This is a genomic window from Acinetobacter shaoyimingii (assembly GCF_011578045.1).
Lineage (GTDB): Bacteria > Pseudomonadota > Gammaproteobacteria > Pseudomonadales > Moraxellaceae > Acinetobacter > Acinetobacter shaoyimingii.
The window spans coordinates 2743800-2767489 of the sequence record NZ_CP049801.1 but is presented as its reverse complement, the minus strand read 5'-3'; the positions used below and the strand labels follow the sequence as shown (position 1 = coordinate 2767489).

19 protein-coding genes and 2 pseudogenes are annotated in these 23690 nt (G+C 38.4%); 15 read left to right on the top strand and 6 right to left on the bottom strand.

Annotation, left to right across the window (positions count from 1 at the left end; all coding sequences use genetic code 11):
* Nucleotides 1-129: 129 nt before the first annotated feature.
* Nucleotides 130-960 (top strand): hypothetical protein, encoded by an 831-nt coding sequence (locus G8E00_RS12450; RefSeq protein WP_166225034.1) that lies wholly within the window; start codon nucleotides 130-132, stop codon nucleotides 958-960.
* 79 nt (nucleotides 961-1039) lie between these two features.
* Here the strand turns inward: G8E00_RS12450 and G8E00_RS12445 are convergent.
* Nucleotides 1040-1259: pseudogene (locus G8E00_RS12445) on the bottom strand (DUF6500 family protein).
* 167 nt (nucleotides 1260-1426) lie between these two features.
* On the opposite strand from G8E00_RS12445, the gene G8E00_RS12440 reads away from it, so the two are divergent.
* Complete coding sequence (locus G8E00_RS12440) at nucleotides 1427-1906, top strand: hypothetical protein (RefSeq protein ID WP_166225031.1); 480 nt, start codon at nucleotides 1427-1429, stop codon at nucleotides 1904-1906.
* 229 nt (nucleotides 1907-2135) lie between these two features.
* Here G8E00_RS12440 and G8E00_RS12435 read toward each other — a convergent pair whose 3' ends face one another.
* Nucleotides 2136-2429 carry a hypothetical protein gene (locus G8E00_RS12435; RefSeq protein WP_166010246.1) on the bottom strand — a complete coding sequence of 98 codons (294 nt, stop codon included), beginning with the start codon at nucleotides 2427-2429 and terminating at the stop codon, nucleotides 2136-2138.
* Nucleotides 2430-2655: 226 nt separating this feature from the next.
* On the opposite strand from G8E00_RS12435, the gene apbC reads away from it, so the two are divergent.
* From apbC to G8E00_RS12390, 9 genes and pseudogenes are all read left to right on the top strand, one after another.
* Complete coding sequence (gene apbC, locus G8E00_RS12430) at nucleotides 2656-3921, top strand: iron-sulfur cluster carrier protein ApbC (RefSeq protein WP_166225028.1); 1266 nt, start codon at nucleotides 2656-2658, stop codon at nucleotides 3919-3921.
* Between the two features lie 313 nt (nucleotides 3922-4234).
* A complete protein-coding gene (locus G8E00_RS12425) occupies nucleotides 4235-4414 on the top strand; it encodes a hypothetical protein (RefSeq protein WP_166225025.1) in 180 nt (59 codons plus the stop codon).
* Nucleotides 4415-4640: 226 nt separating this feature from the next.
* Entirely contained in the window at nucleotides 4641-5021 is a 381-nt protein-coding gene (locus G8E00_RS12420) for a hypothetical protein (RefSeq protein WP_166010252.1), read from the top strand.
* Between the two features lie 184 nt (nucleotides 5022-5205).
* Nucleotides 5206-6114 (top strand): serine O-acetyltransferase EpsC, encoded by a 909-nt coding sequence (gene epsC, locus G8E00_RS12415; RefSeq protein WP_166010254.1) that lies wholly within the window; start codon nucleotides 5206-5208, stop codon nucleotides 6112-6114.
* 126 nt (nucleotides 6115-6240) lie between these two features.
* Nucleotides 6241-6810: a dCTP deaminase gene (dcd, locus tag G8E00_RS12410; RefSeq protein WP_120400892.1), complete on the top strand. Its 570-nt coding sequence runs from the start codon at nucleotides 6241-6243 to the stop codon at nucleotides 6808-6810.
* A 362-nt stretch (nucleotides 6811-7172) separates the two neighbouring features.
* Nucleotides 7173-8585 (top strand): annotated as a pseudogene (locus tag G8E00_RS12405) (hypothetical protein); the annotation flags it as partial.
* A gap of 74 nt (nucleotides 8586-8659) precedes the next feature.
* Nucleotides 8660-9346 (top strand): DUF6160 family protein, encoded by a 687-nt coding sequence (locus tag G8E00_RS12400; protein WP_166010258.1) that lies wholly within the window; start codon nucleotides 8660-8662, stop codon nucleotides 9344-9346.
* A gap of 26 nt (nucleotides 9347-9372) precedes the next feature.
* Nucleotides 9373-11847 (top strand): DUF6160 family protein, encoded by a 2475-nt coding sequence (locus G8E00_RS12395; protein ID WP_166225022.1) that lies wholly within the window; start codon nucleotides 9373-9375, stop codon nucleotides 11845-11847.
* 34 nt (nucleotides 11848-11881) lie between these two features.
* Nucleotides 11882-12829, top strand: a complete 948-nt coding sequence (locus G8E00_RS12390) for a DUF6160 family protein (protein WP_166225019.1) — start codon at nucleotides 11882-11884, stop codon at nucleotides 12827-12829.
* 232 nt (nucleotides 12830-13061) lie between these two features.
* Here the strand turns inward: G8E00_RS12390 and G8E00_RS12385 are convergent, their stop codons facing one another.
* The 4 genes from G8E00_RS12385 to G8E00_RS12370 form a co-directional block, all read right to left on the bottom strand.
* On the bottom strand, nucleotides 13062-14777 hold the full coding sequence (locus G8E00_RS12385) for a proline--tRNA ligase (RefSeq protein ID WP_166225016.1): 1716 nt from the start codon (nucleotides 14775-14777) through the stop codon (nucleotides 13062-13064).
* Nucleotides 14778-14873: 96 nt separating this feature from the next.
* The gene (locus tag G8E00_RS12380; protein ID WP_166010266.1) at nucleotides 14874-17978 is read right to left on the bottom strand and encodes an efflux RND transporter permease subunit; all 3105 of its coding nucleotides are present in this window, start codon (nucleotides 17976-17978) and stop codon (nucleotides 14874-14876) included.
* 15 nt (nucleotides 17979-17993) lie between these two features.
* The gene (locus tag G8E00_RS12375; RefSeq protein WP_166225014.1) at nucleotides 17994-19115 is read right to left on the bottom strand and encodes an efflux RND transporter periplasmic adaptor subunit; all 1122 of its coding nucleotides are present in this window, start codon (nucleotides 19113-19115) and stop codon (nucleotides 17994-17996) included.
* 27 nt (nucleotides 19116-19142) lie between these two features.
* Nucleotides 19143-19787: a hypothetical protein gene (locus G8E00_RS12370; protein ID WP_227591369.1), complete on the bottom strand. Its 645-nt coding sequence runs from the start codon at nucleotides 19785-19787 to the stop codon at nucleotides 19143-19145.
* Between the two features lie 275 nt (nucleotides 19788-20062).
* Between G8E00_RS12370 and pilG the strand changes: the two genes are divergently transcribed.
* The 4 genes from pilG to G8E00_RS12350 are packed head-to-tail and all read left to right on the top strand — an operon-like array spanning nucleotide 20063 to nucleotide 23576.
* A complete protein-coding gene (gene pilG / locus G8E00_RS12365; protein WP_166010270.1) occupies nucleotides 20063-20446 on the top strand; it encodes a twitching motility response regulator PilG in 384 nt (127 codons plus the stop codon).
* Nucleotides 20447-20471: 25 nt separating this feature from the next.
* Nucleotides 20472-20840, top strand: coding sequence for a response regulator (locus tag G8E00_RS12360; RefSeq protein ID WP_166010272.1), 369 nt, complete (start codon nucleotides 20472-20474; stop codon nucleotides 20838-20840).
* Between the two features lie 3 nt (nucleotides 20841-20843).
* Nucleotides 20844-21380: a chemotaxis protein CheW gene (locus G8E00_RS12355; protein ID WP_166010274.1), complete on the top strand. Its 537-nt coding sequence runs from the start codon at nucleotides 20844-20846 to the stop codon at nucleotides 21378-21380.
* A gap of 42 nt (nucleotides 21381-21422) precedes the next feature.
* Nucleotides 21423-23576: a methyl-accepting chemotaxis protein gene (locus tag G8E00_RS12350; RefSeq protein WP_166225011.1), complete on the top strand. Its 2154-nt coding sequence runs from the start codon at nucleotides 21423-21425 to the stop codon at nucleotides 23574-23576.
* Nucleotides 23577-23690: the final 114 nt, after the last annotated feature.

Here is a 23690-nt window from a genome sequence, read left to right as displayed (position 1 = left end):
TTTTACATGACTTGCATGGCAGTTGCACAATCTAATCAATGAATTCTTTTCAAAAGTAGATTTATATATATTCGAGCTTAAATAACAGCGATAATACATGGCTAAAACGATGTAAATGAGCGACCAACCATGATCAATGATAATTTTGACGATTTTGAAGAAGATGAATTCGAGGAAGATGAATTTGATCGTGAAGTCACCCGTATTCCTCAACGTGAACCCACTCAGCCATTGGGTAAAATCATTTTGACCGAGGCCAATGCATTTTTAAATTCACTCAATGCAACAGAGCACGGTTATTTGCTGAAAAGATTAAACGCATTTTCTGAAAGCGAACCTTACTTTAACGTATTGATCGATGAGCTTGATCAACCCAATGATGCCAAGTTTGCCAATGATGCGCTGAATTTGATGCATTTTTGGAAATTGATTCTGCAAAATGAAACGGATTTAGATCATTTTAATCTGTTGGATCTCATCAATACTGACTATTTCCAAGCACAAGTCATGACTGCTTTCGATGCTTTAGACATTGGTGAACATAAAGCTCAGCGACGCATTGTGATTCAAGAAGCCTTCAAACTCTATCAACTTGAATGTCATGCGGGTTGTATTCCGTTGCTGTATGCACAATTGGAAGGTTTGTTGACCGATGTTCTTATTGCACAAGGTTATTTAAAGCAAAATGACACCAAGTTTGTCGATGTCTATAAAATTGTCCCTGGTTTAAAGGGGAATGAAATTAAAAGCTTATGGCATAAATCAAAAATTGCATGTGAGTTAAATCGTTATTTTGCTGAAATTAATGCCTATAAAATGGATAACAGCTCAAATGTCACCATGACACGCCATAATATTTTACATGGCACGGATGTTATTCACTTTAACAAAGAGCGTAGCTTTATTTTGTTTATTTGGTTATTTTCAGCCATCAGTTTTATGAGTACCGTTCGTGCCTAATCATTTTCAAAATATTGGAAAAAGTCTTTCGATAGATGAATAGCTATCTAAGCTCAAGCTCTTTTTTATAAACTTGAGCTTATGGTTTATTTTGAATCAGCTGCTTAATTTTGATGGCTTTCTCAAAATGATCCAATTGATGCTCCTGAATCCACCATGTTGCAACTTGCATTAAGGTTTCAGGATCATCATTTTTATTGGCAAAAAAAAGCATAAAAAGACAGTCCGACATTTTCACCTTTCTTTGCAATTTTTTCATCGCAAATTGTGATGATATGATTTTTGAGCGCTTCATTCATTGCATTATTTTTCATAAAAATTGTAACTTAAATTTCTGATTTGTAAGTAGTGTTGTCAACGAAACAACGTGTATGTGCTTTGTGTAAATATGCTGTTTTTTATGTGAAAAGAAAATTATGGCAGTATAAATATTGTAAGACAATTCAAATATAGAGCGAGAATAATCATGACAGAGCATACTTTAAATCATGTAAAAGACAAGGTAAAAACTAAAGCTCAGGCAGTGGGAAATGAAATCGAATTCCAAGCTGAGAAAGCGAAATTGGAATCGGAAAAGCTTGCCAATGATGTTCAACACACTGTTGCTGAAAAGAAACTTGAAGCAGAAAAAGCACTGAATGATTTAAAACACGAAGCAAAAGATGATAAAGCTGTAACGAAGAATAAGATTGATCAACGTATTGAAATTATCGCTGACAAAACTGAGCTAGCAAAAACAACTGCCAAGGAAAAACTGGATCAAATCAAACTTGATGCAAATCTTAAACTCGAAGAAGCAAAACATAAAGCCAGTGAAATCAAACGTGAAGCATCTATCAAGTTAGATGAGCTTAAAGTTCAAGCCAATGAAAAATTATCGACATTAAAAACCAAAGCATCAGAAACGATAACCAAGTTAAAGAGTAAAGGGCGTGATCAGACTTGATTAGATTTTTTAACTCAATTTTTTTAATTGATCAGGTTAACACTACAAGTTTAACGCATGTTATTTGAATCAAGATAATGATGGGTATTTTAAAAACGGCAACTATTTAAATCTAGATTACTGATTAAATCCAAATTAATTAAACACGAAAAAAGAGTCATAAATAGGGCTCTTTTTTTATTGGCGTTAACAGATTAAGTTTAAATGAGATCATTAAAATAGATTGGGTTTAAGATTTATTGTGCCATTCAATTTTAATAATACGTTCATCTAGCACCGTAATTGTATAAATCACCTGTCCAATAGAATAATCATAGATGATGGCGGAGCGCTCTTTACCCCCATGATTTAAGGTGACGGTTCTGAGTGCATCAGGAGATTGAGCAATTCGTTTGATGAGGTCATTTAAACTATCTCCAATGGCAAGCGTCTGTCCCGTGCCCGTTTTAAAACTGGTCGTTTCAATAGCATAACTCAATGTAGAGAGGCTTAAAGCAAAGATCAAAGCAATCAATTTATTCATTGTTAACTCATTTAAATGCATTTAATCGATTATTAAGTAGTATTTAAATAGCATATCTTGTGCCAATTTTCCATTTATTTGTTTTTTATGAATTACTTAGACTAAACCTGATTAAAATAGTTGGGATTGAGTAAAGTTAAGGTTATGCTTATGATCATGCTTAACCTTCGTTGAGTTTAGAGCTAAACTAAACCATTCAGCTGTATGTCCAAATTTGGAGTAATTTATGTCGTGGCTTTCTTCACTCAAATCTGTTTTTTCACCTGCAAAGGAGGTGAAGGAAGAAGAAATCCAAAACGTATTACAAACCTATCAATTGCCTAAATCCAAAGAACCGCTTAAAAATCGAATCAGTCAAATCAACGTTGAAGGTCGAGTTCTACAAATTACGATCAATACCTTTAAATCTGAAGCAGATGATTTACAGCAAATTCATGATGAATTGGCAGATGCATTGGAAAAATGTGGGATCCAAGAACTGAATATGCATGTCATTCAACAAAAGCATGAACATTCTGAAAGTTGTGGGCATGATCATGCAGCTGGTGAAAGTTGTTCAAGTCAGCCAAAGCCAAAAGCTTCAGCAACAAACTTGCCACCAGTGGTCGATGCATCTCCAACACCGCAAATCCAAGCGCAAACACCAGAAGTCGATCCAAATAATCCACCGATTCAAAAAGCAGCGCCTCAGCAACGTGATGTACCAAAGCATCCACGTATTCAAAATGTGGTGTTGGTTTCATCAGGCAAAGGTGGGGTAGGTAAATCCACCACTACCGTGAATCTTGCATTGGCATTACAAAAACTTGGTTTAAAAGTTGGGGTATTGGATGCAGACATTTATGGTCCAAGTATTCCAACCATGCTCGGTAATGCGGGTCGTACGCCAATGATTGAAGCTGAACAATTTGTGCCAATTGATGCCTATGGCATGGCAGTACTGTCTATCGGACATTTAACTGGGGATCACAATACACCTGTGGCTTGGCGTGGCCCGAAAGCAACAGGTGCGTTAATGCAACTGTTTAATCAAACCTTATGGCCAGATCTAGATGTACTTGTGATTGATATGCCACCAGGCACAGGGGACATTCAACTGACTTTGGCTCAGCGTATTCCTGTGACAGGTGCTGTGATTGTCACTACTCCGCAAAATGTAGCATTGATGGACGCAACCAAAGGTATCGAACTGTTCAATAAAGTTGGCATCCCAGTTATGGGTGTGGTTGAAAATATGTCGACACACATTTGTTCAAACTGTGGTCATGAAGAGCAAATTTTTGGAATGGGTGGTGGTGATAAATTGTCTGAGCAATATGAGATTCCACTACTTGGACGTTTACCTTTAAATGTGCAGATTCGTGAAAATGCCGATGCAGGTAAACCTTCTGTATGGGTGGGTGATGATGCAGCTGAAAGTTATATGTTGATTGCTGAGAAAATTGCAGCTCAATTACCAAAAGTTGAAAAGGATCAAAATCGAATATTCTGATTTTAAAATGTATTCTATACAAGGAAGCTCAATGAAAAATTGGGCTTTTTTGTATGTGATGATTTAGGGTTTGTTGATGGTTCAGCCATGCGTTGTGTTATAGGTTTAAACAATATGAATGAGGCATGAATTGAAGATAATCGCTATGGCCTTATCGAGAGGTTCTTAATATTTTAATTAATATAAACAACTATTTATTTAAAATGATGAATAATAAATCAAAAATTGAATATTAAATCTGCATTTTTAGCATTATTTACTCTAATTTATGCGCATAAAATATGCATATCTAGTTTTTATGTTGATGAATAAAATGCGTATTCAAAAATCCATGACCGCTTTCATAGTGGCTTTAAGTGCAGTGTCATTGAATGCTACTGCTGCAATTGTGAATAACGTTGATTTTCCAGAACAATTTACACAGGCTAAAGAGAAAAGTCATGTGCCTTCTCAAGATCAACAAATGACGGCTTCCGCTCAAACTCAAAATTGAGCAATCGCTGAACATTGAAAAAAGAGCCTGAGTGCTCTTTTTTTAATTGTGCTTCATTTGAGCCTGACCAAAATTAAGCCATGCAAAACTAGTCTGGCTATTTATAAGACAAATAACATGAAAAATCTGCTAAAGTTACAATCTAGTTACATTGTATACATATGTAATTCTTAATTCTGATGCTTAATAAAATCATCAAGTAAATCATGCTTTAAAGGTTTCAAAAATGAAAATTGCTCACGCTATCTTACTTTCAATTTCAACTGCAATTGTTGCTGCTCCAGCAATGGCTGAATCAACAACTTTGAAGCAAGTAGGTCAGGCGGCAGCGTTAAGTACTGCTCAAATTGCTGCAAATAAAGCGGCTAACAGCAAAGCAGCTCAAAAAGCTGAGAAAAAAGCAGCTGAAGCGAAAGCAAAAGCCGCGAAAGCAAAAAAAGCGGCCGCTGAAAAACAAGCGAAAGAGAAAGCAAAATTAGCGAAAAAAACTGCAAAAGCTCAAAAAGCTGCAGCAGCAAAAAAAGCGAAATTAGCGAAAGAAAAAGCGAAAGCTGATGCAAAAGTTCAATACGCTAAAAATGTAAAAGCAGTATTTACTGGAAAATAATTGATTCCATAAATCATAAAAAGAGCTTTCGGGCTCTTTTTTTGTTTTTGTTCAAATTGTTAATTCCATTATCACTTTTGAAGATAAACATCGATACAAATAAAATTAAAGCCTGTTCATAAAAAAAGTTATGATTCACAGTCATGGATTTTGACAAAAAATAAGATTTTCTATAGGTGAACATATGTCAACATGGGACATCACAACGATCGTCGAAGAATTAAAACAAGCACGACAAGATTGGCGCAAATCACAACACAATTTTCGTGAATTTGATGGTCGAGAATTGCCTTCAAAAAATCAAGTAATACAAATTGCGCAGAACCTATGTGGCATTCTTTTTCCAATGCGTTTAGGCCCAAATGATTTGCGTCAAGAAAGTGAAGATTTTTATATTGCCAGTACCTTAGAGCAAACCTTATATAGCTTGTATGAACAAGTAAAGTTAAACCTCATTTATGAAAATAAAAGAACCAAAAATAAAGATGCCATTCCAGAAGTTGATGAAAACGCGAAACGCATCGTTAATCGCTTTGCCAATCAGCTGCCTCAGATTCGTCGTATTTTAGATGCAGATATTATTGCGGCATTTGAAGGTGATCCAGCCGCGCGTAGCGTAGATGAAGTACTCCTGTGCTATCCAGGAATTTTGGCGATCACTTATCATCGAATTGCGCATGAACTATATCGCCACGGGCTGTCATTATTGGCACGATTAGTGTCTGAAGCAGCGCATTCAAAAACGGGAATTGATATTCATCCGGGTGCTCAAATTGGTGCTGGATTTTTCATTGATCATGGCACAGGTGTGGTGATTGGTGAGACAACGATCATTGGTGAGCGCGTTCGGATTTATCAAGCAGTGACTCTAGGGGCAAAACGTTTCCAAGTGGCAGAAGATGGTCATTTAGAAAAAGATTATGCACGTCATCCGATCGTTGAAGATGATGTTGTGATCTATGCAGGCGCAACGATTTTAGGTCGAATTACCATTGGAAAAGGCTCTGTGATTGGTGGAAATGTATGGTTAACACACAATGTCGAAGCAAATAGTCATATTCTTCAAGGGGATAATCAAGCACGATACGTTTAATCGCCAATAAGGTTATTTTATAACTCAACTGATGAGTTGGGTAATTGAGGCATGACAAATATTTAATTTCTTGCATAATTCAGTTAAAGTACTGCTCAGTAAATTAAATACAATTTTGGAATATTTATGGCAATTAAGTCTGATCGTTGGATTCGCGAAATGAGCGAAAAACACGGCATGATTGAACCGTATGCAGAAAACCAAGTTCGTTTAGATGAAAATGGTCAAAAACTCATTTCTTATGGTGTTTCAAGCTATGGTTATGATGTGCGCTGTGCACGTGAATTCAAAGTGTTTACAAACGTTCATTCTGCGATTGTAGATCCTAAGAATTTCGATGATAAAAGCTTTATCGATATTGAATCGGATGTATGTATCATTCCACCAAACTCATTTGCATTGGCACGTACCGTTGAATATTTCCGTATTCCACGTAATGTGTTAACGGTTTGCTTAGGTAAATCAACGTATGCACGCTGCGGTATTATTGTCAATGTGACTCCCCTTGAGCCAGAGTGGGAAGGTCATGTGACTTTGGAATTCTCGAATACAACGAATTTACCAGCACGTATTTATGCTGGTGAGGGTGTGGCACAAATGTTGTTCTTCGAATCAGACGAAGTGTGTGAAACATCGTACAAAGACCGTGGTGGTAAATATCAAGGTCAAACAGGCGTGACTTTACCTAAAGCATAACTTTAGAAAAGTGTGTCTAAACGTAAAAAGCGAATTCTTAAGAGTTCGCTTTTTTTTATGTAAATGATGAACTTATATCAGGTAAATTTTTAAAAAATATAATGATTCAATCGCTTAGCGCAGACCATATTGTCATCACAAATTTAAAACAAGAATGAAATACAATAGGTGTAGAAAATACAGCATTCATTGGTCGGAAATTATGAATTTTAGGTCAGTTTCACTTTACAGAACAAATTTAACTTAGATAATATAAAATGTGATAAAAGTTAAAAATAAATTGAGAATTATCGATCTGTTCTCATAAATATTTTAAAAATTATAAAGATATAGTGCGGAGCATTGTATAAAAGGAAGTCAAGATGACGACACTCAATTATACGTTCAAATATAAGAGAACATTTTTATCGAGTCTAATTGGTATTTGTCTAAGCCAAAGCTGTTGGTCACTAGAAGCGTTATCTGATGATGTTTTGAGCACAACAGTGGGTGAAGGTGTCGCACTCGTTCCGCAAGATACCTATATGATTTTTCAGGGGCAAAATTCTACGCCTAGCGATATTTTAGACCGTAGCAAAGACACGGGTTTTATTCATGTTATACCTGTTGGCCCACTGACCAATGCTGCCCAAGACACCAATAAAAATAATATCGTCGATGCAAATGATCATTCAGTGGGTAAGGCCGATTTATATGTCTATGGTTTAGCGCTCTCCAAGTCTGATGGCAATCATAACTCTCGTTTTGCATCGAATGACTCAGCTGCCAAAATTTCCTCTTGGGGTACTGCAACAAATCCTTGGATTTTTAAGGTTAGTACAGAAAATCAAGTGCCAAATTTTCAGTTGGGTAAAAGCTGTATTGCAGCAGATGTTACATGCCAAGTTCCCTATTTGACCTTGGAAGCGCCGTTATATGAAAACAATATCCCGACATCTGCTCGCGATGGCGCAGATGCTTATAATTTAAAACTGGCTATGTGGGCAGATGCATTTGTACTGGATCAATCTAAACGTGAAGGTGCAGCAGATCTATATCATTTAGGTGCAAAAGCTGGACAGAGCGATCCTAATCGAGCAAATAGATTGCGTTTACAAGCCATTTGGAATGGTTTTAGTATCAATGGAAGTCGTTTACAGGTTTTCCAAACTCTAGGTGGTGCAACCAATACAGGGGGCATGAGTGTTTTCTATAACAATACTTTAGGACTCACAGGTTTAATTCGCCTAAATAGCGGTGATTCAGCAAATGTCCGTACACGAACTTCAGACAATAAAACCCTGAGATTAAGCACACGTGAAATGAATGTCACCGATAATCTGACGACACCAGCTTTAAATGGTGTTGGAGCACCATTGTTTGATAGCAATGAAGGGTTATTTTTCTACAATCCAAATATTAACTTGGTTCTCGGTTCTCTCTATCAGCCTTTAGTGCTCAGTTCAGACGGTCGGAACTTTACTATTGAGCTTGCTCGTATACCGAATAAACCAGAAATTTATCAGAAAATTTATACCGATTATAGCAATCCAAAGTCAACCACATACGCAGGTTCGACCTGTAACGTGTATCAGTGCGGTAATAATGGGTTAACAGGTTACCAAGGCAATAATGCAACACACAGTAGCATCAGTTTCGGTTCAACCACTTATGATCCAGCAAAAAATACATTAAGTGCATATAAAGGTGCAGACGCGATTGGGGTCTCCTTTGGTGCTCAAACACCGCTTCCATCACAAAATATCAGTATGCCAACCAATAACTTTACTAACTTAGGTTCAGCTGTTGTCGATGGCTTGATGATTCAACATTTATCAATCACCACCAAAGGTCTATAAGGAGATTTAAAATGAAAAAATTAAGCATTCTTCTTATGACAACGCTATTGGCTTTGCAAACACATGCTTTAGAAGCAATGAATGATCAGGATTTGCAGGCCGTTGATGGACAGGCAGGCGCAGATTTGGCATTAAAGCTTTCACTCAACCAAAAGGAAGAAAATGGTCAATACGTTTTTGATAATGGCGATGGCGGTGTTTGTCAGGATGTAGAATTTTGTCGTCTCGCGATCGCATTAAACAACCGTTATATCAAAAATGGTCAACCTGATAGTGTTAGTGGCAATAAACTTTGGCTGGTCATGAAGGGTGTTCAAGGGACGGTACATATCCAAAAACTGGGACTTGATGGTGTAGATCTGAGTTACCGTTCAGATGGTGGAACAGAAAAAATTAAGGCAGCGATGCAACTGAGCTTTGATGCAGATAAACCGATTTTGATTCGAAATTTAGGTTTTACAGCACTTGATTTTGGTCAAGATAAATTTGCCACGACAGGCGGTGTTGAAGCAGGAAGCAGTATTTTGAGTGATTATGGCTATCTTCAAGTCACTAAATACGATGCCTCAAATGCACCAAAATCAGTGTATGACCATGGACGAGAGACAGGATTCATGGGATTGCAAATGAATGGCAATTTGGTTTTACAGGGAAAAATCATGATGTTTGGTTGTGATTCAAGTCATGCACGTTGCTAAATAGATTTAAAGCAAAAGGATGAGCAATGAAAAATAATAAATATAGTCAATACCAAAAATTTGCTTTAAATGCTTTAACAGCAAGTATTTTATTGGCAAGTACATCACTGTATGCATTACAAGAAATGAATGAGTCTGATCTAAGAGCAGTCAATGGTCAAAATGGTGTTCAACTCTCAGCGAGTTTGAGTGAAGCCAATATTGATCAGGTTTATTGGACAGATGATGCAGGTAGAGGAACAGCAGGCGCTACCAATAGTAGGCTGAAAGCGATAGGTGAAAATGTCAAAATTCGCAACAGTAATGCTTCAAATTTACCCTTATCCGCAGATCTTACACTCAATGCGGGGAGTCGAGATAATCAAGCAGGTTTAAATGTAGATGTTAATCTTTCTCCGTTATTGATGTCCGTAGATGCGTTCAAAGTGTGTGATACAGAGGCAACTGCGAAATGTAGCCCGACATTGGGAAGTTTAGCCATTCAAACCAGCAGCAACACAAATGTTTCTTTAAAAACACCCAATGGTATTTTTAGTCCAGATCAACTGGGTGAGCTAACATTGGGGCTTAAAAATGCTCATATTTATTTGGGTCAAACCGATGCCAATTTACAGTTGAACCAGCTGATTTTAAAAAATTTCAATTTTAATTTTCAAGCTAAAGGGGCAATGTTTGTCGATGAGTCTGGTGGGCTGAGATTGCAAACCAATGCACGTACAGGCGGTGTTGATCGTATTGCATCTTTAACTGATACGCCAAATGAATCATTGGGATATGCAGATTTAACTCGTGTATTAGATCCTGGATCAAAAAAAACAGGCTTTAACAACACAGGCACATATGGTAACGGTAAGTCTGGTGCAGAAGGCGAAACCACAACATCGGGGCTCAACATAGAGTTTATGCTGAGTAAGAATGTCGATAAAACCAATCCTTACAATATTGATACCACGACCAACAGTGCAAGTGATGCGAAAGGATTGTTACGCCTAGGTGCAAGTGGGCGTCTGGTTAACTCTTCTATAACAGTACGAGGTGTCACAGGAAATGATGCGCTATTGGGTAAAGCAACCAATAGTTCAGGCTCTAGTGCTGATCATGTCGTGGGTAATTCAGGTATCGCTGCACGCATGAAGACCGATTTTACCAAAGACAATGATTCAATGCTTGCAGGCGGTGGGCAGGCGACTACACTTGAAATTGGTGGCGCTGGATTGGGTGTTTATGGTTTTGAATTTAGTAACTTAACCGGGCTCAGACCCAATACGCGAGCATCATTTGATTCTGGCGATGTTTATCTGAATCTTGTAGACAGTCAAACATTATCATTGCCGACCAATTTGGTTTTTCAAAAAAGCCGATTTGGTAATGGTAGCTTTTTGACTTTAAATGCTGATTATATTCAACAAATTCAAAATGCAGCATTAGGGGCACAGAATCCTTACAGTATTGTTGCGGCGATACGTGGTGCAGAGTTCCAAGCTATTTCAAGGCGAGGCCGTTTTACCACCAGTGGTGGTCATATTGATCAGAGTTATTTATTTAAAGACAATGGTTTAAACAATGAGTGGGGTCTAGCGCTACCTTTTTATAATTTAAATGCCAATATGGCACTTTTTGGTACCAAAGTTCGAGCTGATCAAGCGTTTTACTACACTTTGGCAGGTTCAAAAATAATCAAAAATACAGTGGGAACAACGGGGGAAACCTCTCGATTAGGTTTCTCACTTGCCATGAGTACAGAAGGTGTAGATAAAGACAGTTCTGGTAAAGCACTAGGAAATAAAACCACGTCGATATTGGTGATCGATGGAGGTAAGGTCGGTTCTACAGATTCAGCTACAGATTATTATATGGGTCTTCGCAATATTGATATGTTACTCAAAGGGGATGGCAATATCGGTATTGAAAATGGCAGCATCAATATTGGTCTAAGAAATATGCTGATTGTTATGTCAGCTGAAGTCGCTGCGGGTTATTTACCAGGAACAACCTATAAAACGTGTATGTTAAATGCTTCTGCAATGGGTTGTGGCGGAGGAGGTTCTTCACCATTAAACAATTTTGCCTTAGCGGATGATGTACTTTTTGGTGCAAAACTGAGATTGGGGGGCGATATTGATTTTTCTTTAATCCCAAACAATGATCTTGCAAATGGTGGTGCATTAACCATTGTTGGTGACTTAAAACTCAAAGGTTCTGGAAATACTGTGCAAATCAGCGATCCACAAGATGGTTCAACTTTCGGTCTAGATAATCTAACAGGTGATATTGCTTTTCATAATGACATCGTCATTAAAAAAGATATGAGCACACAGCTAGGTAATGTCGGTTTTAATTACAGCCTACAATTCAATCCAAACAAAACAGCAGAAGGTGTTTTTAGAGCGCGGGATATTAATTTTTATCCACCAAATACTGGACCAGGAGCACGTTTAGGTGAGCTGGCAATTACAGGTGGTCGCTTAACAAGTGAATTTAGTATTACCCCACGTAATTAAAATATAAGGACATATTATTTAAGGATAATGAGCAATGAAAAAAAATAAAATGATCTTAATTGCTTCATTGTGTTGTTCATCAAATTTGGTCATGGCAATGCAACCTTTGGATGATCAAAGCTTAGCGTTAACGACAGGGCAAGATGGCATTAATATTGGTTTGAGTACGGAAAAAATTAATTTTAATGAAGTTTCGCTGATCGATAATAATGGCTTAAATTCTTCAATAATGGGGAAGGACTATAAAGGTAGAGCGGCCTATACCATTGCGGGTACTCAAAACTCACCAGTAAGTGTGCAATTCGTTGGTGCAAATAGTGACGCTTCAATCAATATGGCGATTGATACAGATGGTGGAAATGGCAAGGCATTTACCAATATTGATGTCGGTTTTGGTCAAAGTATTTCAGCAATAAAAATCAGTCCATTTTCAGTGTATTTGGCGAGTGCAGGCTCAGTTTCATCATTGTCTTCTGAACAATCTATTTTTTCTGCATCTGGTAGTTTAAATGCCGATGTTAAAAAAATACTGAATATTGGCAGTGAGTCAAATCAGTTTGAAATTAGTTTTCAAAATACCAATAAACCGCAAGTGAATATTCAACTGGGCAATGTGCCTCAAAGTCATATGATTCAATTTAGTGGTGCGATTCAATCCATTTGTGGCACGGGGTCTGGTTGTCCAATCATGTTAGTTTCAGGAAATACAGGTGCACAATTTGATTTACAAATGAATGCGACCAATAGCTCGACTGGATTCTTATTGAATGGGCTTCATGCTGGAGTTACATCAGATGGCATGGTGATTGGACAAGAGGGTGTAAGCAGTAAAATGAATATTGCCTTAAACAATGTCACACTAGGGACGTCTGGAACAATTTCTCCTACAGTCTTTAATGGTGTAGCCAATGGTTCAATGGGAAGCTTTGGTGCAGTGGGTGTTTCGGTTAAGGACTTAAAAGTCAATATTCGTGGGTTGTGAGTATCCGTATTTTATAAATTAGGTCATTCATGTATGAGGATCTTTTGATATTTTAACCATGCGCTATATTTCACTTTTTTCGAATGACTAAATGCGCAAAACTTGCTTTGTATCATCAAAAAGTGTTTATCGCGCAACTATCTGTGAAATGTCAGCAGACCTTAGTCTTTGATCAGAAATAAAAAATCCCGCAAGAAGCGGGATTTTTTAAACAGTTATAATCAAACAATCATTATTTTGCAATTTTTGCCAATAATTCATCTTTGCTAATGTTGATCGATTCAGCGTCACGTCGACCTTTGTATTCAAAAGTACCTGCATCCAAACCTTTTTCACCAATCACGATACGGTGTGGAATACCTGTAATTTCAAGATCAGAGAATTTAACACCTGGACGTTCATCACGGTCATCGAGTAATACGTCATAACCCGCAGCTTGAAGCTCAGCATACAATGCTTCAGCTGCTTCTAAAGTGCGTGGTGATTTGTGCGCATTCATTGGCACAATAGCAACTTCAAATGGCGCAATCGCTTCAGGCCAAATAATGCCTTTTTCGTCAAAGTTTTGTTCAATTGCAGATGCAACAACACGTGTTACACCAATACCGTAACAACCCATGGTCACAGTGAATGGCTTACCATCTTTACCAAGAACTTTACAGCCTAAAGCTTCAGAGTATTTTTTACCCAATTGGAAGATGTGACCCACTTCAATACCACGTTTGATTTGAATCGTACCTTTGCCATCTGGAGATGGATCACCTTCAACCACATTACGTAAGTCATAAACTTCCGTAAATTGTGCATCACGTTCCCAGTTTACGCCAGTTGCGTGTTTATCTGCTTCGTTTGCACCCGCAACAAAATCTGATAATACAGAAGCTGCACGGTCCACAATGACAGTTAAGCCTTTTTCAACCAAACCTTGTGGACCAATATATCCTACAGTTAAGCCTAATTCAGCAATTTGCGCTTCAGTTGCAAATGTCAAAGGTGAAGCAATGAGTGGGTGCTTTTCAGCTTTAATTTCATTGAGTTCATGATCACCACGAAGGAATAAAGCAACCACTGGCGCTGTTTGACCTTCTTCAGCCACACCTTGAACCAAAAGAGCTTTCACAGATTGAGCAGGATCAGCATTTAAGAAAGCTGATACATCCGCAATGGTTTTTTGGTTTGGTGTATCTACAATTTTCAATTCTTGAGATGGTGCAGCTCGTTCACCAACCAGTACAGCTTCAGCCATTTCAACGTTAGCAGCATAATCTGATTCAGTTGAGAATGCGATGTCGTCTTCACCGCTTGATGCCAATACATGGAATTCGTGTGAACCTGAACCCCCAATTGAACCTGTATCTGCTTGAACTGGGCGGAAGTTTAGACCAAGACGTGTAAAGATACGGCAGTAAGCATCGTACATTTCGTCATAAGTTTGTTGTAATGATTCTTGGTCTGCGTGGAAAGAATACGCATCTTTCATAATGAATTCACGTGAACGCATTACACCAAAACGTGGACGAATTTCGTCACGGAATTTGGTTTGGACTTGGTAGAAGTTTGCAGGTAATTGTTTGTAGCTTTTGAGCTCGTTACGCGCAAGATCAGTGATCACTTCTTCATGCGTTGGTCCAAGGACAAAATCATTGCTATGACGGTCTTTAAAGCGTAAAAGCTCTGGACCATATTGAACATAGCGACCAGATTCCTCCCAAAGACTTGCAGGTTGAGTGACAGGCATAAGTACTTGTAATGAACCCGCACGATCCATTTCTTCACGAACAATCGCTTCAACTTTATTTAGCACACGAACGCCCATCGGCAGCCAAGTGTACAAACCTGAAGCCAATTTACGAATCATACCCGCACGTAACATGAGCTGATGTGAAATCACTTCAGCGTCGTTTGGGGTTTCTCTTAACGTTGCAAATAAAAAGCGACTCGCGCGCATGGAAACTGTCCTGATAATAAGCGTTAAAGCATAAGATTATACGATAAAAAATGAGGTGAACATTTTTAAAATGACACCTCATTACATTTGATCATATTATGACACGATTTTTCGCATTTGACGCATCATAAAGTTCTTAAAGTCATCTAAGTAGGTAAAGATCACGGGAACAACAACCAAGGTCAAGAGGGTGGAGGTAATGACACCACCAATCACTGCATGTGCCATCGGTGCACTTTGTTCACCCCCTTCACCTAGGCCTAAGGCAAGCGGAATCATCCCCATGACCATGGCACTTGTGGTCATTAAGATGGGGCGTAAACGCGTTGTGCCTGCAGCCAAGATCGCGTCATACCTTGTTTCACCCCTTTCCATGGCCTTCTTAATAAAGTCAATGAGGAGGATGGCATTCTTGGTGACCAGCCCCATGAGCATAATAATCCCGATAATAGAGAATAAATTCATGGTTGATCTAAATACAAATAGAGCCAGAAATACCCCAATCAATGATAGCGGTAATGAAGCCATAATTGCAGCAGGATGAAGGAAACTATTAAATTGTGAACCTAATACAATGTAGATGAACACCACAGACAATGAAATTGCTGTAATTGCATAGCCTGCTGATTCAGCCATATCTTTGTTTGAACCTTGGGTAGCAAAGCTATATCCCGCAGGTAAATCAAACTTTTCTTCAAGCGCTGTAATATCACGACCAATGTCTCCAGCAGGGCGACCAGAGGTATTGGCTTCAACCAGAACTTCACGTGCCAATTCACGTCGGTTAATTTGTGATGCACCTAAGCTTTCTTCTAATTTGGCAACACTTGCCAGTGGAACCAAAATTTGTTGATTGGTCGCATCGACTTTTTGTGAGGTCAAATACAAGTTTTGAATATCACTTGGTAGGGTGCGTTTATCATCAGAGAGCTGTAAATTCACATCATAATTTTCTCCCTTTTCATCTCGCCAAGTCGTGACATCATCTCCTGCCAGTAAAGGACGAATAACATTGGCTATTTGGTTGACAGACAAGCCTAAATCATTAGCAAGAACCCGATTGATATGTACTTCTAAAGTAGGTTTAGGTTCCTTTAGAGAGCTTTCTAAATCGACAATGCCATCAATTTTTTCCAATTGCGCCAAGAAGCGGTCTGAAATTTTTTGCAGTTCGTCTAGATCAGGACCTTTAATAGAGATCAAAATCGGTTTTTGACCACCAGAAACGGTTTCATCGGCTGATGCAACAGAGGTAATGGTAATACCTGCCACATTTTTCAGTTGATTTCGCAATAAATTGTTCAAATCTGATAATGTTTCTTTACGTTCCTGACGTGGAATCACACTAACCCGAATACTCACGTGATTTTTCCCTCGATCAGTGACGCCGTTAATCACCCCATAGGTTGATTTAACATAAGACTGTGCACGAATGATTGCATCAACTTGCTGTAACTTGGCTTGTGAATATTCTAAAGATGAATCGACAGGGGTTTCAAACTTAACACGTATTTCGCCTTTATCTGGCACTGGCACAAACTCCGTACCAATCATTTTAGAGAGCACTAAAGCGCCAAATAATGAGGCAACAGCGATCATGATGGTGATAAATCTAAAACGCAACGCCAGTTTAAGAAGGCGTTCATAGACATGGGTTAAGCGGTCTAAGCGATCAGAAATCCATGTAAAGAAGCGCTGAATACGATTGGGTTTTTTATTGGGGTCATGTTTTTCAGCCCAATGCGCAGAGAGCATAGGATCGAGTGTGAAACTGACAAACATCGAAATGAGTACTGCGGTACTCACACAGACACCAAATTGATAGAAAAATCGACCGATGATTCCGCCCATGAATGCCACAGGTAAAAATACTGCGACAATGGTTAGGGTGGTGGCCAATACAGCTAAACCAATTTCTTGAGTTCCTTCGAGTGCTGCAGTGACATGGTCTTTCCCCATGTCTGTATGCCGAACGATATTTTCACGAACCACAATCGCATCATCAATCAATAGACCAATGCTCAGGGATAAAGCAAGTAATGTCATCATATTGATGGTGAAACCAAATGCCCAAATGAATGTCAGCGTACCCAATAAAGAAATAGGCAAAGTGAGGGCAGTAATGGCGGTGGATCTAAATGAACCCAAGAAAAGCAAGACAATCAGAATCGCAAGTACACCACCTTCAATAATGGTACGTGCCACATCTTTAATACTTGCACGAATGCCTTTTGATGTATCGACCACTACTTTTAATGTAGTGCCTTTAGGAAGCTGTGTTTTGACTTTATCTAAGGTTTTATAAGTCGCATCAACGACTTTAATCACGTTGGAGTCTGAACTGCGTAAAATGTCCATCGCCACGGCAGATTTACCGTTCAAATATGCACTCGATTCGAGTTCTGCTTGGCTGTCTTGAATATCCGCCACTTGTTTCAAATAAATCGGAGCGCCATTTTTGTTGGCAATAATGAGATCACCAAAGGATTGTGGATGAATGACACGAGATTTGACCTCGACCACAAGTTCAGAGTTTTGTTGTTTGAGCGTTCCTCCTGGAACTTCAATATTTTCACCTTTTAATGTGTTAATGACGCGATCGACCCCAATGCCATAGCTTTGGAGCTTTTGCGGGTTCACTGCAATCCGAATTTGACGTTGGGCATCACCAAGTAAATTGACCGTACCCACACCTGAAACGGTTCGAAGTTGTGGCACAATTCTTTGATTCAGATACGAGCTCAGTTCACGCAAAGACATGTTGTCAGATTCGAACACCACGGACATTACTGCATTGGCCATGGGGTCATAGCGTTCTACGATCGGATCACTAATTTCATCTCGAAATTCTGCTGAAACAGGTGCGATTTTATCGCGGACATCCTGAGCGGCAGACATTGAAGGGACATCAAGGTTAAACTCAACAATGATCGTCGACAAGCCTTCACTGGATTGCGAAATAACCTGTTTGATGCCAGAAATGGTATTAATCTTGTCTTCCATTTTTTTTGTGATTTCAGACTCGACCGTTTCAGGTGAAGCACCTGGATAGTTGGTATAGACCACCACAAAAGGGAAATCAACATTCGGAAATTCTTCTACGCCCATTCTTTTCCAAGATGATAATCCGACCACCATAAGGCAGAGCATCATCATGATCGTAAAAACAGGATATTTAACGCTGATTCGTGTTAACCACATAACGATTATCCTATTTTACTGAGCACTGATATGGACAGGTTTGTTGAGATCGCTATTGGTGAATTTAATCCGACTAATTAAATCTTGAGGGAGTAAGCCTTCAACCACAGCAGTATTGTCATTTAATTGTTGTTCTAGAACCTTTACAAACACCTGAAGCACTTTTTTGTCACGAATCACCCAAAGATATGGTTTACTTTGTAAATCTTGAATTAAATCAAGAGGTACAATTTGTCCTTGGATTTGATTGGTACTTAAAATATTGCCTTCAACAAAGGTTCCAATACTTAGTGAATTGATTGTGCTATTTGGGGTTGCAAAGAATTCAATTTGACGGCTGCTCAAATCCGCGATAGGGGATACACGTACGATGGTTGCTGATAATTTTTGTGGGTTACCTTGAATGGTGTATTCAATATTATTGCCCACACGTAAAACGGCTTGCTGTTCTGCAGGAAGTTTTGCTTGAATTTCAAGTTTTGTTGGATCGACAACATCAAATAACGTTTGACCTGCTGCAACCGTTTGACCGGGTTCAACTTGACGTTTAGTAATTACTCCCTGAATTGGGCTACGAATTACGCCATCTTGATTGGCTTTAGTTGCGATGTTGACATTGGCTTGTTGCGCTTTAACATTTTCAAGTTGGGCTTTGTGTTCAACTTGAGCTTGCTCATACTCAACTTTTGAGATAAAGCCTTGGTCGAGTAATCGTTTCTTACGTTGAACCATATTGAGTGCCTGTTGCGCTTGCGCTTGAGCAGTGGCTAAATTGGCTTGGGTTTGTGCCAAACGGGATGCATTGTCTTGATTATTGAGCTCAACCAGCACTTGATTTTTAGCAACGGACTGACCGACTTGTACATTGACATGTATAGCGGTGGCGGATACAAGTGCTTGAACAGAGCTTTGGTTTACTGCACGAATCGTGCCTGAAAAGGAAACTTTATTGCGAACTGCACCTGTTTGAACTGGAATAATATCCTTTTGAATCAATTCAATAGGTTGGGTTTTAGTGCTGGGTGCCGTACTTTGTTGTTCTTGTTGATGGCACCCAAATAACGAAAAGGTTAGACAGAGTGTTGTAATTTTGACAGTATAAAATGGACCAAATACTCTTTGTTGTAATGATGGCATATTTGAAAATCCTAAAATTCATTCGTTTTATTCGAGATTTTTTAATCGTTTAATAATTATGTCGTATTCTGCTTGCGTATTTCGATATTCCGTTTGTAAAGATTCGATTCTTGTTTTTATGTTTTGAGTATTCTGAATATTGTAATGGATACGGTTTTTTAGGTCAGAAGGTACAGGTTTTTTCTTTTTGATATATTTATTTTCATCTTGCTTCAAAATTAAGTAGTCATTCTCTACAGTTTTTAACTCCTGTTGAGTCATCGCAATTTGTTTAGTGATTTTTTTTAACATGTCATTGCGTTTATTGACTGCAACTTGACTAGTTCCATAAGCACGTTTTAGCTTTAAATCTTCACTTTGTTGACGGGCTTTTCTCTGAATTTCAGCAGCATTGCGTATCTCATATTTGGCATCATAGGGTTTGTTTTTACGGATCACTTGCATATTACGATCAAGGGCTTCATAGCCATGACGTAAATGCTCAGGACTAACCGTACTGCTGATATTGGCAACCCCATTTTTATCATAATAGCGATACCACTTAGCCTTTGCTGTAGATTGAGCAAGTAACTCACTCGATATAAAAATCGACAAAACAATAAACAAAAAAGGCAACAGTTGAGGTACTCTTAATAAGCTGAGAGGGGAAAAAAAAGTGCTAAATCTGTTCATATATCCCTCCAAAAATTTATATAATTTTATTTGTTTTTTACAAATAACATCGTTATTTTAAGGTGTTGCTTAAAATTTATAAATATAGAAATGGAAAAAATCCAACTATTTACATGAACGGGTTAACTGTTTTAAGTTACTTTAATGACGTGTTAAACTTTGTTGCTCAAATGTACATTGAAAAAGATAGTAAATATATGTTAAAAAACAATGAATATTGTAAAAATAAATTAGTAAATCTCTGCTTAATACAGTTCTGTGGGAAGGGTCTATAAATGGACGATAAATTGCAAAATCTCAAAATTATGGTCATTGATGATTCGAAAACGATACGCCGAACAGCTGAGACTTTATTACAGAGAGAAGGTTTTAATGTAGTCACCGCTGTAGATGGTTTTGAAGCGCTTTCAAAGATCGCTGAAGTGAATCCAGATATTGTTTTTGTCGATATTATGATGCCGCGTTTAGATGGATATCAAACGTGTGCGTTGATCAAGAATTCTCAAAGTTATCAAAATATCCCAGTCATTATGCTGTCGAGTAAAGACGGGTTATTTGATCAAGCTAAAGGTCGCGTAGTCGGCTCAGATGAATATCTTACAAAACCGTTTAGTAAAGACGAGTTATTAACAGCAATTCGTAATCACGTTCAAGCATAATGAATTGTATTTTTTGGGGAAAATAATGGCACGTATACTTGTTGTAGATGACTCACCAACAGAAATGTTTCGTTTTAAAGAAATACTGACTAAGCATGGTTATGAAATCTTAGAAGCGACTAATGGTGCAGATGGCGTTACTTTGGCAAATGCTGAACGACCAGATTTGGTGCTCATGGATGTCGTAATGCCTGGTGTGAATGGATTTCAGGCAACACGTCAAATTGCACGTGGAGAATTCACAAAACATATTCCTGTTGTGATTGTCAGTACAAAGGATCAAGATACTGATCGTGTATGGGGTAAAAGACAGGGAGCAAGTGATTATTTGACTAAGCCTGTCGATGAAGCACAATTGATTGATGTCATAAAAAAATATCTCACTGCTGGATAAGCTATGGCTGCAAATGGATTTATTGAATTACTCAGATTGTCAAAACGTGGGAATCGAAACTATGTTGGCAATGAGGGAGAGGTAAACCGATGGTCTGGTATTGCTTTTGAGTTAATGGGGCAATACTTTGTTGCTCCATTGGGCGAAGTTTCTGAAGTCATTTATCCACCTGTCTGTACTGAGGTGCCGAATGTGCATCGTTGGGTCAGAGGTTTGGCGAATATTCGTGGTCGATTATTATCGGTTACAGATTTAGCTGATTTTATCTCCGGACAGCGTACTCAGTATCTACCTACTCAAAAAGTATTGTGCATTAGCCACAACGACCATTATGTTGGTTTAGTCGTTGATCAGGTACTTGGGATACAACACTTCAATAAAAAGAGCTTTTTTTCAAAAAATGAAAAATTAGATGAAAAGCTTGAGCCGTATTGTCAGGGATTTTTCCGCCAGCATAATCAAGCATGGAATATCTTCTTATTTAGCCGGTTATTAAGTGATCCAAAATATCTAAATGCATCAACAAAATTTATAAACTAGTTTCCACGTAGAATCTTGTTCCACGTATTGGGGAGGAACCGAATGGGCTTCATAAAAAAGAAAAAAACTGACGATGTTACTCCAAAGCGTAAATCGGTATTCGGTAGTAAGTTAAAATCAAAAATCGACCAATTTACAAAATTGTTTGGGGATTCAGATCAATCTCGTAGATATCTGAAATTGGCAGTTATTTCACTGACAATCTCAGTTTTGATCTTATTGTACCTGTTCGTTGCGGTGCCACGTAATAACGATTTAACGCGTAGTCTAGGCGAATTAAAACTTTTGTCGCAAACGATTCCTCGTCAAAGTAACGATGTAATGGCGACTGGATCGAATGAGGCCATTAAAATCCTCAGAAATTCACAAGCTAAATTTGCTGAAAACCTGGATACAGTTTCCTCAATACATAGATCAACGGCAGAGTTAAGCAACGCTGAGAAGATCTGGAATGGGACAACGAAAGTTGTTGATAAAAAAAATGTAAAAGTTAATGGTATGAATGACAACATTAATGTCATTTATTCTAAGCAAGATTTGATCAATAAATTATACGATGCCAATAAAGCTGCTGGACAAGCTTTCCCGGATATTCAGGCAGAATACAACATTCTCATTGGTTTAATGACCAATTCAAATTTATCAAGTAGCGACGTTGTGTTTGCTAAAAACCAATCATTATTGACTGAACGTATTTTGCGTTCATTAAATGAAGTGGTGAGTGGTGCAACTGCGAAAAAATCTGCAAGTCAGGCTGCCAATCAAGATTCAGAGAATTTTGATGAAACATCAGGTGCTGACTTTAATGAAGATTTAAATACCTTTGGTATTTATTTAAATGCACAGTTAAATGGTGATGCTGAAGTCGGGATTAATCGTATCAATGATCCTGAAATGCGCGAACATTTAGATGCGATTAAAACCCAGTACGATAGCTTGATGAAAACCTATTTCAATGATTTGGGTGAAAAGAGTGAAAATATTGGTGAAATCATTACGGCTTCATCACAAATTGGTCAGCAGTCAGATGAATTATTTAAAAATTTAAATAAACTTACTCCTGATTCAGCAATCACTACAATTATTCCTGCAATCGCATTGTTAATTGCGTTCTTATTGTTCTTGTTCTTTGCATATAAACTTTTGGTTCTCCGTAGTCAGGAAGATAAATTACGTGTAATGCGCCTGCAAGACGAATATGACCGTAACCAGAACGCGATTTTACGATTACTCGATGAAATTGCTGACTTGGCAGATGGTGACTTGAGTTCATACGCAACAGTATCAGAAGATTTTACTGGGGCGATTGCCGATTCGATTAACTTTGCGATTGACCAGTTGCGTGACTTGGTATCACGTATTAATGAAACCTCTCAAGAGGTGTCACTGTATACTCAAAATACACAACAAATCACACATCAATTGGCAGAAGCTTCTGAACATCAAGCGCAAGAAATTGCGGGTGCATCTGCTGCGATTAATGAAATTGCACAATCAATTGAACACGTATCTGCAAACGCAGCCGAATCAGCAGACGTAGCGCAACGTTCGGTAAAAATCGCATCCAATGGTGCTGAAGTGGTGAACCGTTCGATTGAAGGTATGGATACCATTCGTGAGCAGATTCAAGAAACATCGAAACGTATTAAACGTTTGGGTGAGTCTTCTCAAGAGATTGGTAACATTGTCTCGCTCATTAACGATATTGCAGACCAAACCAACATTTTGGCTTTAAACGCAGCAATTCAGGCATCTATGGCAGGTGAGGCGGGTCGTGGTTTCGCGGTCGTAGCCGACGAAGTTCAACGTCTAGCAGAACGTTCTGCTTCTGCAACCAAGCAAATTGAAACACTGGTTAAAACCATTCAAACCGATACCAACGAAGCCGTTATTTCTATGGAACAAACGACTTCGGAGGTTGTGCGTGGTGCAACATTGGCGAAAGATGCTGGAGTCGCACTGGATGAGATTCAGCTGGTATCAAATAACTTAGAAAAACTGATTGCGAACATTTCTGAATCTTCACAATTACAGTCTGCATCTGCAGGTCATATTGCGAATACGATGAATGTCGTACAAGAAATTACCTCACAAACAACATCAGCAACCTTTGATACAGCTCGTTCTGTATCAGAATTGGCAAATATGGCGGATTCCTTACGTGATTCCGTTGCCAACTTTAAATTACCTGAATAATCATTAAATTGATGATTGGGGAGTGAGTGGTATTTGCATGAAGTAAATACCACTCAATGTTGAAGATAACCTTTGTTTCGGCCTTTTGATATTCTTCGCCGAAGAAAGTTGACA

Excerpts from the sequence above, each read along its gene's own strand:
- G8E00_RS12355 (WP_166010274.1), top strand. The coding sequence starts at position 20,844 with ATGGCTGCAAATGGATTTATTGAATTACTCAGATTGTCAAAACGTGGG.
- G8E00_RS12390 (WP_166225019.1), top strand. The coding sequence starts at position 11,882 with ATGAAAAAAAATAAAATGATCTTAATTGCTTCATTGTGTTGTTCATCA.
- epsC (WP_166010254.1), top strand. The coding sequence starts at position 5,206 with ATGTCAACATGGGACATCACAACGATCGTCGAAGAATTAAAACAAGCA.
- G8E00_RS12440 (WP_166225031.1), top strand. The coding sequence starts at position 1,427 with ATGACAGAGCATACTTTAAATCATGTAAAAGACAAGGTAAAAACTAAA.
- G8E00_RS12400 (WP_166010258.1), top strand. The coding sequence starts at position 8,660 with ATGAAAAAATTAAGCATTCTTCTTATGACAACGCTATTGGCTTTGCAA.
- G8E00_RS12435 (WP_166010246.1), bottom strand. The coding sequence starts at position 2,429 with ATGAATAAATTGATTGCTTTGATCTTTGCTTTAAGCCTCTCTACATTG.
- G8E00_RS12360 (WP_166010272.1), top strand. The coding sequence starts at position 20,472 with ATGGCACGTATACTTGTTGTAGATGACTCACCAACAGAAATGTTTCGT.
- pilG (WP_166010270.1), top strand. The coding sequence starts at position 20,063 with ATGGACGATAAATTGCAAAATCTCAAAATTATGGTCATTGATGATTCG.
- G8E00_RS12375 (WP_166225014.1), bottom strand. The coding sequence starts at position 19,115 with ATGCCATCATTACAACAAAGAGTATTTGGTCCATTTTATACTGTCAAA.
- G8E00_RS12380 (WP_166010266.1), bottom strand. The coding sequence starts at position 17,978 with ATGTGGTTAACACGAATCAGCGTTAAATATCCTGTTTTTACGATCATG.
- G8E00_RS12395 (WP_166225022.1), top strand. The coding sequence starts at position 9,373 with ATGAAAAATAATAAATATAGTCAATACCAAAAATTTGCTTTAAATGCT.
- G8E00_RS12425 (WP_166225025.1), top strand. The coding sequence starts at position 4,235 with ATGCGTATTCAAAAATCCATGACCGCTTTCATAGTGGCTTTAAGTGCA.
- G8E00_RS12450 (WP_166225034.1), top strand. The coding sequence starts at position 130 with ATGATCAATGATAATTTTGACGATTTTGAAGAAGATGAATTCGAGGAA.
- apbC (WP_166225028.1), top strand. The coding sequence starts at position 2,656 with ATGTCGTGGCTTTCTTCACTCAAATCTGTTTTTTCACCTGCAAAGGAG.
- G8E00_RS12350 (WP_166225011.1), top strand. The coding sequence starts at position 21,423 with ATGGGCTTCATAAAAAAGAAAAAAACTGACGATGTTACTCCAAAGCGT.
- G8E00_RS12385 (WP_166225016.1), bottom strand. The coding sequence starts at position 14,777 with ATGCGCGCGAGTCGCTTTTTATTTGCAACGTTAAGAGAAACCCCAAAC.
- G8E00_RS12420 (WP_166010252.1), top strand. The coding sequence starts at position 4,641 with ATGAAAATTGCTCACGCTATCTTACTTTCAATTTCAACTGCAATTGTT.
- dcd (WP_120400892.1), top strand. The coding sequence starts at position 6,241 with ATGGCAATTAAGTCTGATCGTTGGATTCGCGAAATGAGCGAAAAACAC.
- G8E00_RS12370 (WP_227591369.1), bottom strand. The coding sequence starts at position 19,787 with ATGAACAGATTTAGCACTTTTTTTTCCCCTCTCAGCTTATTAAGAGTA.